The following is a 17,091-nucleotide window of genomic DNA, read 5'->3' as shown; positions in this document are numbered from 1 at the left end:
TCAGCGCCGATGGTACTGCACGGGAGACTGTGTGGGAGAGTAGGACGCCGCCGGACAATATTTCAGGTCGTGGGTCGTTTCCCACCCCCTCACCGGGGTGGTTGAAACGACCCACGACCCATTTTTACGTGTGCACAGCCTTGCGAACGAGGGCATGTACGCAAGACTGAGCGCAGGCAGCGCAGGAGGATTGATTTGATGAGCGAGCGTGGTGGAGGCGGCCGCGGAGGCCAGGGCCGTAGCGGTGGAGGCCGCCCGAGTGGCGGGAGCGGCGGAGGCCGTGGCGGCAGCGGAGGCAACGGACGTGGCCAGGGACGGCCGGGTGGACAGGGACGCCCCGGGGGATCGGGCGGCGGTCGACCAGATCGCAGCGGAGGTTCCCGTGACGGTGGCCCGCGTGGCTCCCGTGATGGGCAGCAGCGTGGTCCTCGTGACGGTGCCCCCCGTGGTCCTCGCCGCGAGGGTGATCGTCCTGATCGTCCGCGCCGCGATGGCGACCGCGAGGCTCCCCGCCGTATCGAGGGCCCCCCGATCCCTGAGGGCGTCCACCCCGACCAGCTCGACAAGGGTGTCCGTCGTCTGTTGACGTCGCTGACTCCTGGCAAGGCCGACGCCGTCGCGTCGCACCTGGTCGCTGCGGGGATCCTCATCGACGAAGATCCTGATCTCGCCTATAAGCACGCCCGCACTGCGCGCGAGCTCGCACCCCGGATCGGAGTGATCCGTGAGGCTGCGGGGGAGACTGCGTACGCGGCCGGCCGCTGGGCCGACGCGCTCGCCGAGCTGCGTGCTGCCAAGCGCATGACGGGGAGCTTCGACCACATCCCGTTGATCGCGGACTCCGAGCGCGCCCTCGGTCGTCCCGACCGTGCGCTCAAGGTGATCGCCGACGCGCGTGACAAGCTCGAGGACACCGACCTCCGCGTGGAGGCCGCGATCGTCGCCGCCGGCGCGCGTCGCGACCTCGGGCAGGTCGACGCGGCTCTCGCGGTCCTCCAGCAGGAGCCCCTTCACCACGGCAGCCCGACCACCTGGCTCGCCCGGTTGCGCTACGCGTACGCGGACGCGCTGGTCGAGGCCGGCCGCACACAGGACGCGCTCGAGTGGTTCCACCGCACGCTTGCGGCGGATCCGCAGCACGCCACCGACGCCCAGGAAAGAATCAACGCGCTCGAAACCCCCTGAGTTCTCCCCAGAGGAGCCGCGATGGCGGCTCCTTTGGGTGGGGGTCGTCGTACACTTGTGCCTCCCGTCACCCCTCCTGGAGGTTTTCGCGTGCGCGTCCCTGGTAGCCGTGCGGCCGTCGTTGCTGTCGCGATCACGCTTGTCGCCTCCGTCGCCGTAGCGGTGAAGCTGGCCGAGGAGCCGGTTCCCGTCTCAGCGAGCACGGCTGCAGGCACGACCGCTTCCGGCGCCGCGGCCGCCGCCGTGGCCGCTCCCGCCGTGGCCGCTCCCGCCGCGGTCGCTCCCGCCGCGGTCGCTCCTGCTCACGGGACCGTTGCTGCCGCCGCCCCTGCAGGCGCCGCTCGCTACCGTCCGAACGTCGTGATGATCATGGCCGATGACCTCGACAGCTCCCTCGTGAAGTACATGCCGAACCTCAAGAAGCTGCAGAAGCGAGGTGCCGACTTCCGCCGCAGCTTCGTGGTCGACTCGCTGTGCTGCTCGTCGCGTGCGTCGTTCCTGACCGGCATGTACCCCCACAACTCCAAAGTCTTCATCAACACCACGGGCCCCGATCCGGCGAACCCGATCGGTGGCCACGCCGCGTGGGTGAAGGCCGACAACAACAAGAAGACCTTCGCGTACGCGATGTCCGGCCAGCAGGGCGGCTACCGCACCGGCTTCTTCGGCAAGTTCATCAACCACTATCAGGGGACCTCTGGGAGCGCTGCGCCGGCCGGATGGAGCACGTTCCAGGGCCTGACCGGCAACCTCTACGCGATGTGGGGCTACCGCCTCGCGTCGAACGGTTCGGGCATCCAAGGCGCCCGTACGGTCCAGACCCGCTCCTTCGGCACCCGTCCCACGGAATACTCGACAGACGTGCTGCGCCGGCGTGCGGTCAGCTACCTCCGTTCAGCAGAGCGCGACGGCCGCCCGTACTTCGTCGAGCTCGCGCCCACCTCCGTCCACAGCCGCGCATCAAAGATCGTGCGCAAGGGCGAGCCCGTCTTCCCGGCGGCGCTTCGCGACCGGCCGCTCAAGGGCAAGAAGGCCAAGAAGAACCCGAAGCGACGCTTTGGTGATTGCGGCCCGGTCCGGTGCGACAAAATCGACGTCGCGAAGACCCCCGGGTTCAACGCCAGTCGTGCGGCGTCGCGGCCACGCTATGCCGATGGTCGCCCGGCTCCGCTGTTCGGCCAGACCGCCAAGCTCCGCAAGGCCGACGTCAACCGCATGCGCCGCTATCACCGCGACCGCGTCCGCATGGCGCAGTCGCTCGACGACATGATCGGTGCCGTCATGAAGACGGTGGGGCCTGACACTTACCTCGTCTTCACGAGCGACAACGGCTACCACCTCGGGCACAAGCGGCTCGGTCGCGGCAAGACCACGCCGTACGACACCGACATCAGGGTCCCGCTCATCATCGCCGGCCCAGGCGTCGTGCGTGGTCCGCGCTACCAGGTCGTCCAGAACATCGACCTCTCGTCGACCTTCGAGCAGATCGCCGGCCTGCGCCCCGACCAGCGCCGCGACGGCCGGTCGTTGCTCCCGATCCTGCGCAACCCACGCGCCGCGTGGTCGCGCTACGCATTCGTGGAGCACACCCGCCCGGTCCGCGACGTGAACGACCCCGACAACGAGAAGATCAGCCTCGAGACACCCTCCTACCTGGCCGTGCGGTCCGCGGACTCGATGCTCGTCCGATACGACACGCGGGGCGGCGACCCTGCCGGCTACACCTACGAGTACTACACAGGGCTGTCGCGGCCGCGGGCGTACGAGCACACGAATGTCTACAACCCCCATAACCCGACGGTGCAGACGCTCCTCCGCAAGCTCGAAGCCTTCGCGGACTGCGAGCGCGCCGAGTGTGCCGCGCTGACCCGCTGAGACCTCAACAGCTTTGTCGCGCAGCGCCCTGGGGCGGCTCGCGAGGGGGTGACGGGTAGTCTCGTCGGTGTGGCACAACGGGACTACGACGCAGCACTGAAGGCCCTCGACTCGACGATGTCGTCGATCGAGGCCGTTCTCAACCTCGACGCGATCCGCGCGGAGGTCGCGGAGCTGCAGGAGCAGGTGGCTGCGCCCGACCTCTGGGATGACCAGGCCAACGCCCAGGTCGTCACCGGCAAGCTCTCGGCCCTGCAGTCCGAGTTGGAGCGAGCGACCGGTCTTCGCCAGCGCCTCGACGACCTCGCGGTTCTCGTGGAGCTGGCGCGCGAGGAGGACGACGCCGACGTCCTTGCCGAGGCCGATGCCGAGCTCGAACGGGTCCAGAAGGCCGTCGAGGGCCTCGAGGTCCGCACGCTGTTGTCCGGCGAGTACGACGCGCGCGACGCGCTGATCACCATCCGCTCCGGTGCCGGCGGTGTCGACGCAGCCGACTTCGCCGAGATGCTGCAGCGCATGTACATCCGCTGGGCCGAGAAGCACAAGTACGTCGTCGAGATCTACGACACCTCGTATGCGGAAGAGGCCGGCATCAAGTCGACGACGTTCGCGGTGAAGGCGCCGTACGCCTATGGCACGCTGTCCGTGGAGTCGGGCACCCACCGGCTCGTGCGCATCAGCCCGTTCGACAACCAGGGTCGCCGTCAGACCTCGTTCGCGGCCGTCGAGGTCGTCCCGGTCCTCGAGCAGACCGACCAGATCGACATCCCCGAGGACGAGATCCGGATCGACGTCTATCGCTCCTCGGGCCCGGGTGGCCAGAGCGTCAACACGACTGACTCCGCCGTCCGCCTGACGCACATTCCGACCGGCACCGTCGTGAGCTGTCAGAACGAGAAGAGCCAGCTCCAGAACAAGGCGAGCGCCATGGTGATCCTGAAGGCGAAGCTCCTCGCCCTCAAGAAGGCAGAGGAGCGCGCCCAGATCGACGAGCTGCGCGGCGACGTCCAGGCGTCGTGGGGCGACCAGATGCGCTCCTACGTCCTCAACCCGTACCAGATGGTCAAGGACCTCCGTACGGAGCAGGAGACAGGCAACACCCAGGCGGTGTTCGACGGAGAGATCGACGAGTTCGTCGAGGCAGGTATCCGTTGGCGGCGTGGCGCTGAGGCCACCGCCAAGTAGCGCTGCGTACACTCGCACGGTGATCCGCTTCGAGAACGTCAGCAAGACCTACCCGGGGCAGCCCAGACCCGCGCTTGACAAGCTCAGTCTCGAGATCGAGAAGGGCGAGTTCGTCTTCCTCGTCGGGCAGTCCGGATCGGGCAAGTCGACCTTCCTCCGGATGGTCCTGCGCGAGACTCGCCCGTCGACGGGTCGGGTGTACGTCGCGGGCAAGGAGATCAACCGGCTCGCCAACTGGAAGGTGCCGAAGCTGCGTCGCCAGCTCGGGACCGTCTTCCAGGACTTTCGTCTGCTGCCGAACAAGACCGTCTCGGAGAACGTGGCGTTCGCGCTGCAGGTGATCGGCAAGCCGCGCACGGAGATCCGCCGTGTCGTCCCCGAGACGCTCGAGCTGGTCGGTCTCGAGGGCAAGGGCGGGCGGATGCCGGACGAGCTGTCCGGCGGTGAGCAGCAGCGCGTCGCGGTGGCGCGCGCGTTCGTGAACCGGCCGATGATCCTCATCGCCGACGAGCCCACCGGCAACCTGGATCCCGTGACGTCGGTCGGCATCATGAAGCTGCTCGACCGGATCAACCGCACAGGCACGACCGTGATCATGGCGACCCACGACGCGGGGATCGTCGACCAGATGCGCAAACGCGTGATCGAGCTCAGCGGTGGCGTGCTGGTGCGCGACCAGTCGCGCGGCGCGTACGGCTACGAGGACTGACGAGGACCGATGGCACTGGGAAGCATCCTCTCCGAGCTCACGACGGGCCTTCGGCGCAACTTTTCGATGACGGTGTCGCTCGTCGTCACGATGAGCGTCTCGCTCGTGCTCGCGTCGCTCGGCCTGCTGCTGCAGACGCAGGCCGACCGGACCGAGAAGTACTACGGCGACCGGCTCCAGATCCAGGTCAACCTCTGCACCCAGAACTCCTCCGCGGACACCTGTGTCGGCGGACGGGCGACCCCGGAGCAGGAGAAGACCGTCGAGACCGCCCTCGACGACAACCCCGAGGTCCGCTCGTTCGAGCGCTGGAGCCCGGAGCGCAACTACGAGCAGGCGCAGGAGTACCTCGGCCAGAACGCTGACGGGCGCAAGCAGCTCGAGGCGCTCGGGCCGGAGTCGTTCGGCACCTCCTACATGGTGACGCTGCGCGACCCCAACCAGTTCGAGGGAGTCGTGAGCCAGGTCAGCGGCCTCGACGGGGTTGCGGGCGTCGTCAGCATGCGCGACCTGCTCGCGCCGCTGTTCGAGGTCTTGTCGAAGCTGCGCTGGGCCGCGCTCGGCACGTCCCTGCTGCTCATCGTCGCGGCCGTCCTCCAGGTCTCCAACACGATCCGGATGACCGCGTACGCGCGACGTCGCGAGATCGGCATCATGCGCCTGGTCGGCGCGTCGTCGTGGCACATCCAGCTGCCGTTCATCCTCGAGTCGCTGGTCGCGGCCGTGATCTCGGCCGCGCTCGCGTGCGGCGGGCTGGCCGCGTTCATGCAGTTCGTGGTGTACGGGTTCCTGCGCGACCGGCTTGCGGGCCTGACGACCTGGGTGAGGTGGCAGGAGGCGATCGGGGTGATGGGCTACACGAGCATCCTCGCGCTCCTGCTGGCGCTGGTCCCGACGCTGGTGATGACGAGGCGCTACCTCAAGGTCTAGGACGGCACGCCCGGCGGCACGAAATGCACCCTCTCGTTCAAGTTGAGGGTTAGCGTCGCCTACGGAACGTTCCCGACCAGAGGTAGGCCTGTGGCTTCACCCGTCCTTCCCCGGCGTACTCGTACGCGGACGGCGCTCGCGCTTGCGGTCGTCGTGGCCATGACCGGCGCGCTCGCGAGCCCGAGCGCCGGCGACGAGAAGGGCGACCTGGACCACCGGCGCAAGGAGGTCCAGTCCGAGATCTCCGGAGCCCGGGCGGAGCTCGACCAGTCCAGTGCCCGGCTCGCTGCTGCCACGAAGGCGCTCCAGACGGCGCAGGCCACGTTGTCGGCCGCCCGCTCGGCACTCGCGACCACGCAGAGCAGGCTCGCGACCGCGCAGACCCGCGACATCGCCATGCAGGCCGCGTTGACCAAGGCGGAGGCTTCGCTGGTGACAGCGAAGTCGGAGGCGAAGAAGGGCCGCCGCAGCCAGAAGAGGGCAGCCCGCGAGGTCGAGCGGATGACCGTCGAGTCGCTGCAGGGCGGCTCGCCGAGCATGCGTGCGTTCGCGGCGCTGGTCGACGGCGTCGACCCTGCCACGTACGGCAAGCAGATCAGTCTCGACCGGGCTGTGACCGATGCACGCCTTGCGAAGGTCGACAAGCTTGACGCGACTCGCGTCATCTTGGACCTCAACCGCAAGAAGGTCGAGAAGCTCCGCAACGAGGTGGCGGTCAAGCGCAAGGAGGCTGCCGACAACCTCGCCGAGCAGAAGCGGCTCGAGCAGGCGGCGCGCGAGCAAACAGCAAAGGTCGGTGAGCTGGTCGCAACCAACGCGTCCGCGCAAGCGACCGCGGCCTCCGCACGCCAGTCCGACGCTTCCGAGCTCGCAGCGCTCGAGTCCGAGCGCGGCAAGATCTCGAGCAAGCTGAAGGCGATCGCCGCGCAGGAGCGGCTCGAGGCCCAGCGCGAGCGTGATCGCAAGCGGCGTGAGGCGAACAAGAACAAGAACTCCAGTGGCTCTGGCGGGTCGGGCGGGTCCGGCGGCAACGGTGGGTCGGACGGCAACGGCGGGTCGGACGGCGGAGGTGGAGGAGGCAGCGACAGCGGCAGCGCGCTGTCGTACCCCGTCGACGGTCCGATCACGTCCTCGTACGGCATGCGGTTCCACCCCGTGCTGCACGTTTGGAAGCTCCACGACGGCACCGACTTTGGGGTCGGCTGCGGAACCCCGGTCCGAGCGGCGGCCGGAGGGCGCGTCGTGGACCGCTACTACAACGCCGGGTACGGCAACCGCGTGATCATCGCGCACGGCCAGAAGCGCGGCCGCAGCGTCGCCACGACCTACAACCATCTGTCGCGCTACTCCACCTATGCGGGGCAGCGCGTGAGCCGCGGCGAGATCATCGGGTACGTCGGCAGCACCGGCTATTCGACGGGGTGCCACCTGCACTTCATGGTGATGCTCGACGGTGACACGACGAACCCGATGAACTGGCTCTAGACACCCTCAGCGGCGCCTGCTGGTCGCGAGGTCGGCCAGGCCCAGCAGCAGGGCTCCCACGACGAACGCGACGGTCGTACGCAGGGCGAGGCTCATGGACTCCCCGTAGTCGCCGTCGACCGCGAGCCGGCTGAAGAACTGGGCGAGGACCAGCGACACGCCGATCGCGCTCCCGACGCGCTGAGCGGTCTGAAGCATCCCCCCGCCGACACCGGCGCGCCGGACGTCCACCTCCGACAGGGTGATCGTCACGTTGGGGGAGATGACCAGACCGCCACCGACGCCCGCGAGGAGCAGCAGAGGCGACAGCGTGAGCCCGACGTGGTCGCGGAGGTGAGGGACGGCGAGGTCGATCCCGACCAGGCCGACCACGACCAGGACGAGGCCGACCACGACGAGTGCTCGCCCGTACCGGCCGACAAGACGTCCGCCGAGCGCCGCGGCCGCCGCAGACCCGAGGGCGAACGGCATCTGGGTCAGGCCGGCCTCGAACGCGCTGTAGTCCAGCCCGTTCTGGAGGTAGAGGGTGAGCACCAGGAAGATCGAGGTGAACCCCGCGAAGTAGAGCGTGCCGAGGCTGAGTCCCAGCACGTACGTCCGGACGCGCAGCAGCGCGAGGTCGACGAGCGGCTCGCGCCCCGACCGCGCCCAGCGGCGCTCCCAGGCGACGAAGGTGACCATGAGAACGGCCGAGGCACCGAGCAGCCACCACGGGCGCGTCGACAGGGACTCCCCGCGCGAGCCCTCCACCATCGGGAGCAGTACGAGAAGCGTCGCGACGCCGAACAGCAGCACGCCGACCGGGTCCAGGGACTCGCGCCGCCGGCTCTCCGCCTTCGGCAGCCACCGCAGCGCGAGAAACAGTGCGACGACACCGATCGGTACGTTGACGAAGAAGACGTACCGCCAGCCGTGCTCCGGTCCGCCGACCGACACCAGGACACCGCCGAGGAGGGGGCCGACCGCCGTCGAGATCCCGACCATCGCGCCGAACAGCCCGAATGCCCGTCCGCGTTCGTCGCCCTGGAACATCGTCTGGATGAACCCGGACACCTGCGGGTTGACGAGGCCGGCGCCCAGGCCCTGCACGATCCGGGCGGCGGCCAGCCAGCCGGGGTCGGACGCGGCGCCGGCGACGGCGCTCGACGCGGTGAACACAACCAGCCCGACGCAGAAGATCGTACGGCGGCTCATGGCGTCGCCCAGTCGTCCCGCCGGGACGAGCACGATCCCGAACGCGAGCGCGTAGCCGGCGACGATCAGCTGGATCTGCGAGTCGGTGGCGTCGAGCCCGGTGCGGATGGAGGGGAGGGCGACATTGACGATGCTGACGTCGAGCAACGTCATGAATCCGGCGACCAGGCACACGACCAGCGCGCTCCACCGCGTGTCGCGCTGCGCGTCCGCCACGGTCTGACCGTACGTGCCCGCCCGTGAATGTGCTGGACAGGACAGGGACAATGGGGGAATGGCCAAGGAGACCGGCACCAAGCTGATCGCGCAGAACCGCAAGGCGCGGCACGACTACCACCTCGACGACGTGTACGAGGCGGGGATGGTGCTGTCCGGCACCGAGGTCAAGTCCCTGCGCGAGGGGCGGGCCAACCTCACCGACGGCTGGGCCGACATCGAGAACGGGGAGGTGTGGCTCCACGGGGTGCACATCCCCGAATACACGCAGGGCACTTGGACCAACCACTCCGCGCGCCGCAAACGCAAGCTGCTGCTGCACCGTCGCGAGATCGAGAAGATCGAGAAGGCCGTGTCGACGCCGGGCGTGACGCTCGTGCCGCTGTCGCTCTACTTCGTGTCGGGCCGCGCGAAGGTCGAGATCGCTGTCGCTCGGGGCAAGAAGGCCTGGGACAAGCGCCAGGCGATCGCCGAGCGCCAAGCCACCCGCGAGGTCCAGGCTGAGGTGGGGCGCAAGGTGAAGGGCATGCCCGGATGACCTTGGAGGACGCCGACCTCCCGGCATTCGCCGCAGAGCTGGGCATCCCCGGGCTGTTCGACACCCACGTCCACTTCCTCCCGCCGCGGGTCATGGACAAGGTGTGGGGCTACTTCGACGCAGTCGGTCCGCTGACGGGACGGCCCTGGCCGATCCGTTATCGCTGGCCGGTCGAGGAGCGCGCCGACTACCTCGGGCGGATCGGCGTCCTGCGCTACTCCGCGCTGCCGTACGCGCACAAGCCGGGGATCGCCGAATACCTCAACACCTGGTCGGCCGAGTTCGCCGCCGCCCACGGCAACGCCCTGCGGTCGGCGACGTTCTATCCCGAGCCCGAGGCCGCCTCGTACGTGCGGGCCCGGATCGAGGCAGGCGTCGACGTGTTCAAGACCCACGTCCAGGTCGGCGACTTCGACCCGACCGACCCGCTGCTCGACGACGTGTGGGGTGCGCTGAGCGACTCGCAGACGCCGGTCGTCGTGCACGCCGGATCAGGACCCGCGCCGGGGACGTACACGGGGCCCGAGCTGATCGGCAAGGTGATGGCTGCCTTCCCGAACCTGCCGATGATCGTCGCGCACATGGGCATCCCCGAGTACGAGGACTTCCTCGCGATGGCCGAGCGCTATCCGCAGGTGCGGCTCGACACCACGATGGTGTTCACGGACTTCACCGAAGAGACCGCCCCGTACCCGCGCGACCTTCTCGCGCGGCTGCGCGACCTGCAGCCGCGGGTGCTGCTGGGCTCGGACTTCCCCAACATCCCGTACGCGTATGCGCACCAGGTCGAGGGCCTCGTACGGCTCGATCTGGGTGACGACTGGCTGCGTGACGTCCTGTGGCGCAACGGCTTGGCCCTGTTCGACGCGTGAGCCGGAATACCGTTCGTCTCGAGGCGGTTGGACCAGGTACCCTTCAGGGACAACTACACAGCGGGGCTGATCGGTTTCGACTTTGGTCGTACGACGTAGGAGAAGCGAGCCGAGAATCCAAGGTCATCTCGTAAACGTTCCTTGGAAATCAATAAGTGCCGATTCTAAGCGCACTGACTTCGCTCTCGCCGCCTGAGGCGAGCTAAGTGAAGGGTCGGCCTGGGAACGCCTCCGTCCCAGTCACCGGCCTCAGCTAGGAGGCTTGCTCTGTTAGTCCGGTCGCGGGACTGACAGGGGACATTCACAGCGACTGAGCCTGTCGACGACGTGTCTGTTCGAGCGTCGGGGCTGAGAAAACGACATAGCAGACTGCGCTCGGAGAAGTCCTACCTCTGCGCTGAAGGACGCGGGTTCGATTCCCGCCAGCTCCACCATGAGGTCCCCGCATCACAGAGGCGCTCCCGGCTGACGGCCGGGAGCGCCTCGGTGTCTCTCGTCGCGGGATGCGGCTACGCGCCCCGACCCGTGCGCGCGCGATAGCCTCCCGGAGTGACCATGGCGGACATTGGAGGCGCGTACGACGCGCGAGCGGACGAGTACGTCGCGCTGTTCGGGTCGGTCGATCAGGCAGCGCAGCAGGATCGGGACACGATCGAACGCTGGCAGGCAGGCGTCGACGGACGGATCCTCGACGCCGGCTGCGGCCCCGGGCACTGGACCGAGATGCTCTCGCGCGGTGGGAGCCGGGACGTTGTTGGAGTCGACGCGTCGGCTCGCTTCCTGGACGCGGCACGAGGGCGGTCCGCGTTCCTCGACCTCTCGCGGGCCGATCTCGCCGCGCTGCCTCTCGCGACCGGATCGGTCGGCGGCATTCTGTCCTGGTACTCGATCATCCACACCCCACCGGCCGACGTTCCGGCGATCGTGCGTGAGTTCGCCCGCGTCCTCGCCCCCGGAGGATCCCTGCTGCTCGGGTTCTTCGAGGGCGAGGCTCGCGCCGCGTTCGACCACGCGGTGACGACGGCGTACTACTGGTCCGCCGACGCACTCGGGGGCCTGCTCGCGCCGCACGGGTTCGTGATCGAGCGGGCCTCGGCCCGCCAGGACCCTGGCGTACGGCGGCAAGGCGATCTGGTCGCCAGACGGACTCTGCGCGGCTCCGCTACTTCTTGACCTTCGCGGTCTTCTTGCTGGTCTTGACCACGGTCGCGTACGAGGTGCGTGTCCCGGTGACCTTGACGGTGAGGCGCTTGCCGACGTCGCGCTTGGTCAGCGTGTACGACGCCTTCCTGGCCTTGGTGATCTTCTTGCCGTTGCGGAACCACTGGTACGACAGCCGGACCCTGCCCGGACCCCAGGCACCGGCCTTGATCGTGAGCTTCTTGCCCTTCTTGGCCTTGCCCGAGATCCTCGGCGTCGTCGCAGTGAGCGTTCCGATGGCGCGGGCGGTCGGGGCCGAGGTCCGTGCGACGGAGGCGAGGCCCGACTTCGAACCGGTGACGGTCACCGTGAAGCGCTTGCCGGCGTGCGCGTTGCCGACGCGGAAGGTGGACGCGGTCGCGCCTGCGATCGCCATGCCGTCGGCCCGCCACTGGTAGCGCAGGCTCACGCCCGCCGGTGCCCACGCGCCGGGGACGGCGCGGAGCACCTGACCGGTGCGTGCGGAGCCTGTGATGCGCGGGGTCGCTGCCGCGATGGGTGTGGGAGGCGTGCTCGGTGCGGCGAGCTGCACGGTGTGGCTCAGATGCGTCTGGCGGGTCGGGAACGTGATCGGGGTCGCGCCGGCGACGCTCGCCGCGTCCTTCCACCACTGGCCGACGGCGGCGCCGGTGTAGCCGGCGGGAACCCCGAAGTAGACCTTGTATGCCTCGGCGCTGTCGGTAAAGCGGTAGTGGCCTTCGTCGTCGGTCATGTGCGGACCGGACTGGATGGGACCCCAAGCCCCGTTGGAGAAGACATGGATGAGGAGCGGCGCGTCGACCAGCGGCTTGCCGTCGGGGCCCAGCACCGTGAAGTCGACGGTGGGACGCTCCTGGAGCGTGACGTCGAACGTGGTGGTCGTACCAGGGGACACCACGACGCGCTGATCGACGTAGTAGTACGGCCAGCCGTTGTTGGAGTCGTCGTAGACGGAGACGCTCACCCAGTAGTCGCCGGGGACAAGGTCCTTCGAATCGTCGCCGGACTGGCTCTCGTACGCGCCGCTGGCATCCGTCGTCACGCCGTAGCCGCCCGACATCTCCGACTCGCGGAAGCTGACTGACGCGCCGGCGACAGGCATGCCGAACTCGTCCTTGACGGTGCCCCGGATGAAGCCCGCCTTCTCGAGGACGATGTCGCCGAGGACGAGAGCGGCACCGTTCTTCACCTCGATCACCGTGGCGTCGTAGACCGACCAGGCGTTGCCGTAGTACTCGGCGGCGTAGCCGGCGGGAGGGCTCCACGTGCGGACCGTGTAACGACCGTCGGGGACACCGGGGATCGTGTACGAACCGCCGGCTCCGGTGGCAGTCGAGGCGACCGCGCCACCGCCACCCGTGGCCGGGTAGAGGCCCACTCCGACACCGAAGGCGCCGGACGCCGTACCTCCGGGCGACTGGGCGAGGACTTTGCCGCTGACCGTGCCGGCGGCGGCCTGGGCGGGGGCGGCGACGAGCATCGAGAGCCCGAGCGCGGCCACGAGCGCCACGACGAGCGCGCGCAGGCGCCAGCGGGCAGGGGAAGAGGACAGCATGGAGGGCTCCCGAGGACGTCGCCGGGACCGGGGTGCCCCGAACGCGCGACCATGGTAGACCGCGTACGGGTTCAGTCCTGCGGCGTCGCCTCGCCCTGGGACGGGCCCTCGGACTCGCGCTGGGTGCGCTCGCGGAGCCACTCGCGCAGTCCGTCCGCCAGGTCCTCCCTCTGCGGTGCCTCGTCCTCGGGCTCTGGATCGGCGGCCGCGTCGGGCGCGACGGGGCGCGGCGCGGAGGGGTCGATCTGCCAGGTGACCCCGAACGAGGTCGACGTCACGACCTCGGTGACCGCCTTGAGGTCGGGCTCGTACGGCTGGCCGGAGGTGATGCTCTTAGCCTCTTCCGGTCCGCCCTTGCTCCGGAACATCCCCATGGCTGGCTCTCCTCGGTCACGCGATCGGTCCGGGACCCAGCGTAGAGCGAGGAGGGGCTGGGGCCCAGCCTTGTCCGCGCGATGCACCCTCGGTACGGTCACGGTGAGCCACGACACATCGGAGGACACACATGGCCAAGCTTGCCGCGCTCACCGGGACCGCGATCGCTGCCACCGGAGCGGCCCACTTCGTCTCACCGAAGACGTTCGAGCCGATCTCGGCGGCGGCGTTCCCCAAGGACACCGGCACCTGGATCAAGCGCAACGGAGCGACGGAGGTCGCGATCGGCCTCGGGTTGCTCTCGCGTCGTACTCGCAAGATCGCGACGGTGGGGCTCCTGGCGTACGCCGGGTTCCTCGGCAGTCGGATCGCCGCCAACAAGAGTCGCTGACGGCACGTCGTACGGCCTGTCGTCAGCCGCACCCGACGCAGGTGCGTGCGGCGGGCCGTACGGCCAGGCGCTCGGCAGGGATCTCCCTCCCGCACCGCTCGCAGCGGCCGTACGTCCCGTCGCGCGCCCGCTCGGCCGCGGCAGTGAGCTGAGCCCGGTCCTCCTCGAGCCGTGCAATCAGCGCGGCGACCTGCTCGCGCTCCCACGCGATCGTCGCGCCCTCAGGATCGTGCTCGTCATCGGCGTTGGACGCCTCCGACGCCGCGAGGATCGCCGCGTGGTCGCGCCGCAGCGCCGCCAGCTGGTCGTCGACCCTGGCGAGGCGCGCGGAGATCGGTGCGGTGTCCACGTCGAGTTCAGCGTCAGGTCACGCGCGGGCATTCCGTCTCGACCGGCGAAGTCTCGACCGGCGAAGTCGCGCCTGCCGGGTCACGATGGCCGAGGAGCAGACCGGCCGACCGGGGGAGCGAGCGATGCCGAGCACAGCGGACGTGATGATCGAGACGCTGAAGGCCGCGGGCGTACGCCGGGTGTTCGGCCTCCCCGGCGATTCCCTCAACGCCTTCACGGACGCGCTGCGCAGGGACGGCACGCTCGACTGGATCCACGTCCGTCACGAGGAGGTTGCCGGCTTCGCCGCGGCGGCCGATGCGCACCTGACTGGCGAGGTCGCGGTGGTCGCCGCGAGCTGCGGACCGGGCAACCTGCACCTCATCAACGGCCTGTACGACGCGCAGCGCAGCCGAGTCCCGGTCGTCGCGATCGCGTCGCACATCCCGAGCGTCGAGATCGGCAGCGGCTACTTCCAGGAGACGCACCCGCAGGAGCTGTTCCGCGAGTGCTCGGTCTACTGCGAGATGGCAGGGGTGCCCGAGCAGCTTCCCCGGATCCTCGAGATCGCGATGCGGTCGGCGATCTCCGAACGCGGTGTCGCAGTGGTCGTCGTCCCCGGCGACGTCATGCAGGCCGAGGCCGCGGGGCGGCGCCCCCCGAAGACGATCGAGGCGCCGCGTGCGCTCGTCGTCCCCGCCAACACCGATCTTCTGAGGGCCTCGGCGATCCTCGACGGCGCCGAGCGGGTGACGATCCTCGCCGGCGCGGGCTGCGCGGGCGCGCACGACGAGCTGGTCGGCATCGCCGAGGCGCTCAAGGCACCGATCGTGCACGCGATGCGCGGCAAGGAGTACGTCGCGTACGACAACCCGTACGACGTGGGGATGACCGGGCTGCTCGGGTTCTCGTCGGGCTACCGCGCCATGGAGGCGTGCGACGTGCTGCTCGTGCTCGGCTCTGACTTCCCGTACCCGCAGTTCTATCCCGAGCACGCGACCGTCATCCAGGTCGACGTGCGCGGGGAGCAGCTGGGGCGTCGCACCACTCTCGACCTCGGGCTGGTCGGCGATGTACGCGAGACCCTGAGGGCGCTCACCCCGCTGCTGAACCCGCGGTCGGACGACGCCCACCTGCAGAAGATGGTCGGCCACTACGCCAAGACTCGCCGCGAGCTCGATGAGCTGGCGGCGCCCGGCAAGGACGGGCCCCTGCACCCGCAGTTCGTCGCCAAGAGCGTGTCCGACCTGGCCAGCGGCGACGCGGTCTTCACGTGCGACGTGGGGACGCCGGTGATCTGGACGGCCCGCTACGTCGAGATGAACGGGCGTCGGTCTGTCGTCGGGTCCTTCACCCACGGGACGATGGCGAACGCGCTCGGGCATGCGATCGGCGCTCAGGTCGCCTACCCGGACCGGCAGGTCGTGGCGCTGTGCGGCGACGGCGGCCTGTCCATGCTGCTGGGGGACATGATCACGCTCGTGCAGCAACGGCTCCCGGTGAAGATGGTCGTCTTCAACAACGCGTCGCTGGCGTTCGTCGAGCTGGAGATGAAGGCGGCGGGGATCGTCAACTTCGGCACGAACCTGGTCAACCCGAGCTTCGCCGCCGTCGCGCGCGCGATGGGGATGCACGGTGAGCGTGTCGAACAGCCCGAACGGCTCCCGCACGCGATCTCGGAAGCGCTGGCGGTGCCAGGGCCCGCGCTCGTCGAGGCCATCGTCGAGCGCCAGGAGCTCTCGATCCCGCCGGCGGTGACCGCGGCGCAGGCGAAGGGATTCACGCTGTACGCGCTGCGGACCGTGCTCAACGGACGGGGCGACGAGATCTTCGAGCTGGCCAAGACGAACGTCTTCCGGAGACTGCGGGACCGTTGACGGTCAGCCGGCCGCGTGCTCCCGCTTGAGAGAGACCACCCTTGCGGCCGCTTGCTCGACACGCGTACGGAACGCGGGGTCCTTCTCGGCCTCGGCGACCACCGCCGACGTCATCTCCGCCATGTGCGCGGGGTCGATGGCGAGGACCAGGTCGCCGCCCGCGCGCAGGAAGTCGACCGCCCGGCGGGCTGGGGGACGGTCGGAGACCTGCCGTGCTGCGGACAGGTCGTCGGAGATCACGACCCCCTCGAACCCGAGTCGTTCGCGCAGGAGCCCGGTGATCATGGGGCGTGAGAACGCGGCGGACTCGTGCGGGTCGATCTTGTCGTAGTACGCCGTCGACATCATGACGACCTTCGCATCGGCGGCGATCGCGGCGCGGAACGGCACGAGGTAGGCGTCGGTCGCCGTCGTCTCCGTGTCGCGGACGCCGCTTGCCGTGTCGGTGTTGGCCGTCACGCGCCCGAGCCCAGGGAAGTGCTTGACGGTCCCGATGACCCCGGCCGCCTCCATGCCGTCGAGGAACGCGAGGCCCTGGCGGGTGACGTCGGCGGGTGTGAACCCGAACTGGCGGTCGAAGTAGCCGATGGGCGCGTTGCGCTCGGCGAACGTCGGACTGGGGACGGTGTCGAGGACCGGCGCCAGGTTGAGGTCGACCCCTGCGGCGCGCAGCTCACGGCCCCACGCCGTTGCCTGCTTCTGCAGGGTCGCGGGCGACCAGCTCCCCTGTGTCGTGGTGCGGGGGATCTCGGTGAAACCGCGACCGCGCAGCACCTGGACGAGCCCGCCCTCCTGGTCGGTCGCGACCAGGAGCGGGAGCCCACCGGTGTGGTCGTCGGCCGCGCGGCGCAGCGTACGGACCACGTCGGCGGTCGCCTTCACGCCGTCGGTGCCGCGGCCGCGCAACATCACGTTGCCGACGTGGTGGCGGGTGAGGGCCTCGACGGTCTCGGGCTGGGCCGCGTCAGGCTCGGTCGCCGTCATGAACACCTGTCCGACCAGGACCGGCAGGGACATGGTGGATGGCGTCGACGCTGACGCCGACGGGCGCGGAGCTGTCGAACCGCCCGTCGGCTCGGCCGTGCCGGCGGGGGATCGGGGGACCCCGGCGCATCCAGCGAGAACGACGACCATCGACGCACTCACGGCGATCCGGCGGGCAAGGGGGGATCGGATCATCGGGTCCAGAGTAGTG

At 69.4% G+C, this 17,091-nt stretch carries 17 protein-coding genes and 1 other RNA gene; 13 read left to right on the top strand and 5 right to left on the bottom strand.

Annotated elements, in window-relative coordinates; all coding sequences use genetic code 11:
• The first annotated feature begins 208 nt into the window (after window positions 1-208).
• From HCT63_RS20275 to HCT63_RS12175, 7 genes are all read left to right on the top strand, one after another.
• Window positions 209-586 (top strand): hypothetical protein, encoded by a 378-nt coding sequence (locus HCT63_RS20275; RefSeq protein WP_208322424.1) that lies wholly within the window; start codon window positions 209-211, stop codon window positions 584-586.
• On the top strand, window positions 583-1,185 hold the full coding sequence (locus HCT63_RS12200) for a tetratricopeptide repeat protein (protein WP_243843001.1): 603 nt from the start codon (window positions 583-585) through the stop codon (window positions 1,183-1,185). The genes HCT63_RS20275 and HCT63_RS12200 overlap by 4 nt, the downstream gene beginning before the upstream one ends.
• 90 nt (window positions 1,186-1,275) lie before the next feature.
• Window positions 1,276-3,060 (top strand): sulfatase, encoded by a 1,785-nt coding sequence (locus HCT63_RS12195; protein WP_167004727.1) that lies wholly within the window; start codon window positions 1,276-1,278, stop codon window positions 3,058-3,060.
• Window positions 3,061-3,129: 69 nt separating this feature from the next.
• Window positions 3,130-4,245, top strand: coding sequence for a peptide chain release factor 2 (gene prfB / locus HCT63_RS12190; protein ID WP_167004724.1), 1,116 nt, complete (start codon window positions 3,130-3,132; stop codon window positions 4,243-4,245).
• A gap of 19 nt (window positions 4,246-4,264) precedes the next feature.
• Window positions 4,265-4,954 (top strand): cell division ATP-binding protein FtsE, encoded by a 690-nt coding sequence (gene ftsE, locus HCT63_RS12185; protein WP_167004721.1) that lies wholly within the window; start codon window positions 4,265-4,267, stop codon window positions 4,952-4,954.
• A 9-nt stretch (window positions 4,955-4,963) separates the two neighbouring features.
• Window positions 4,964-5,884, top strand: coding sequence for a permease-like cell division protein FtsX (gene ftsX / locus HCT63_RS12180; protein WP_167004718.1), 921 nt, complete (start codon window positions 4,964-4,966; stop codon window positions 5,882-5,884).
• 90 nt (window positions 5,885-5,974) lie between these two features.
• A complete protein-coding gene (locus HCT63_RS12175) occupies window positions 5,975-7,369 on the top strand; it encodes a M23 family metallopeptidase (RefSeq protein ID WP_167004715.1) in 1,395 nt (464 codons plus the stop codon).
• Window positions 7,370-7,375: 6 nt separating this feature from the next.
• On the opposite strand, the gene HCT63_RS12170 is transcribed toward HCT63_RS12175, so the two are convergent.
• Window positions 7,376-8,779 carry an MFS transporter gene (locus tag HCT63_RS12170; RefSeq protein WP_208322397.1) on the bottom strand — a complete coding sequence of 468 codons (1,404 nt, stop codon included), beginning with the start codon at window positions 8,777-8,779 and terminating at the stop codon, window positions 7,376-7,378.
• A gap of 58 nt (window positions 8,780-8,837) precedes the next feature.
• Between HCT63_RS12170 and smpB the strand changes: the two genes are divergently transcribed.
• From smpB to HCT63_RS12150, 4 genes are all read left to right on the top strand, one after another.
• On the top strand, window positions 8,838-9,317 hold the full coding sequence (gene smpB / locus HCT63_RS12165; protein ID WP_167004712.1) for an SsrA-binding protein SmpB: 480 nt from the start codon (window positions 8,838-8,840) through the stop codon (window positions 9,315-9,317).
• On the top strand, window positions 9,314-10,189 hold the full coding sequence (locus tag HCT63_RS12160; RefSeq protein WP_167004709.1) for an amidohydrolase family protein: 876 nt from the start codon (window positions 9,314-9,316) through the stop codon (window positions 10,187-10,189). Before smpB ends, HCT63_RS12160 begins: the two co-directional genes overlap by 4 nt.
• A gap of 62 nt (window positions 10,190-10,251) precedes the next feature.
• Window positions 10,252-10,623, top strand: a transfer-messenger RNA (tmRNA) gene (ssrA, locus tag HCT63_RS12155).
• Between the two features lie 121 nt (window positions 10,624-10,744).
• Window positions 10,745-11,362: a class I SAM-dependent methyltransferase gene (locus HCT63_RS12150; protein ID WP_167004706.1), complete on the top strand. Its 618-nt coding sequence runs from the start codon at window positions 10,745-10,747 to the stop codon at window positions 11,360-11,362.
• Here the strand turns inward: HCT63_RS12150 and HCT63_RS12145 are convergent.
• Window positions 11,352-12,923 carry a carboxypeptidase-like regulatory domain-containing protein gene (locus HCT63_RS12145; RefSeq protein WP_167004703.1) on the bottom strand — a complete coding sequence of 524 codons (1,572 nt, stop codon included), beginning with the start codon at window positions 12,921-12,923 and terminating at the stop codon, window positions 11,352-11,354. The genes HCT63_RS12150 and HCT63_RS12145 overlap by 11 nt on opposite strands.
• 71 nt (window positions 12,924-12,994) lie before the next feature.
• Window positions 12,995-13,297: a hypothetical protein gene (locus tag HCT63_RS12140; RefSeq protein WP_167004700.1), complete on the bottom strand. Its 303-nt coding sequence runs from the start codon at window positions 13,295-13,297 to the stop codon at window positions 12,995-12,997.
• A gap of 131 nt (window positions 13,298-13,428) precedes the next feature.
• Here HCT63_RS12140 and HCT63_RS12135 point away from each other — a divergent pair, with 131 nt between their 5' ends.
• Entirely contained in the window at window positions 13,429-13,689 is a 261-nt protein-coding gene (locus HCT63_RS12135; RefSeq protein ID WP_167004697.1) for a hypothetical protein, read from the top strand.
• Window positions 13,690-13,711: 22 nt separating this feature from the next.
• Here HCT63_RS12135 and HCT63_RS12130 read toward each other — a convergent pair whose 3' ends face one another.
• A complete protein-coding gene (locus tag HCT63_RS12130; RefSeq protein WP_167004695.1) occupies window positions 13,712-14,038 on the bottom strand; it encodes a TraR/DksA C4-type zinc finger protein in 327 nt (108 codons plus the stop codon).
• 124 nt (window positions 14,039-14,162) lie between these two features.
• Between HCT63_RS12130 and poxB the strand changes: the two genes are divergently transcribed.
• Window positions 14,163-15,896 carry a ubiquinone-dependent pyruvate dehydrogenase gene (gene poxB / locus HCT63_RS12125; protein WP_167004692.1) on the top strand — a complete coding sequence of 578 codons (1,734 nt, stop codon included), beginning with the start codon at window positions 14,163-14,165 and terminating at the stop codon, window positions 15,894-15,896.
• 3 nt (window positions 15,897-15,899) lie between these two features.
• On the opposite strand, the gene HCT63_RS12120 is transcribed toward poxB, so the two are convergent.
• Window positions 15,900-17,075 (bottom strand): glycoside hydrolase family 3 protein, encoded by a 1,176-nt coding sequence (locus HCT63_RS12120; RefSeq protein ID WP_208322396.1) that lies wholly within the window; start codon window positions 17,073-17,075, stop codon window positions 15,900-15,902.
• Between the last annotated feature and the right edge of the window lie 16 nt (window positions 17,076-17,091).

The organism is Mumia sp. ZJ430 (assembly GCF_011751845.1).
In the GTDB taxonomy this organism is placed as follows: Bacteria; Actinomycetota; Actinomycetes; order Propionibacteriales; family Nocardioidaceae; genus Mumia.
Note: the sequence above shows the minus strand (reverse complement) of the source record. Positions and strands in the feature narration are given on the sequence as shown.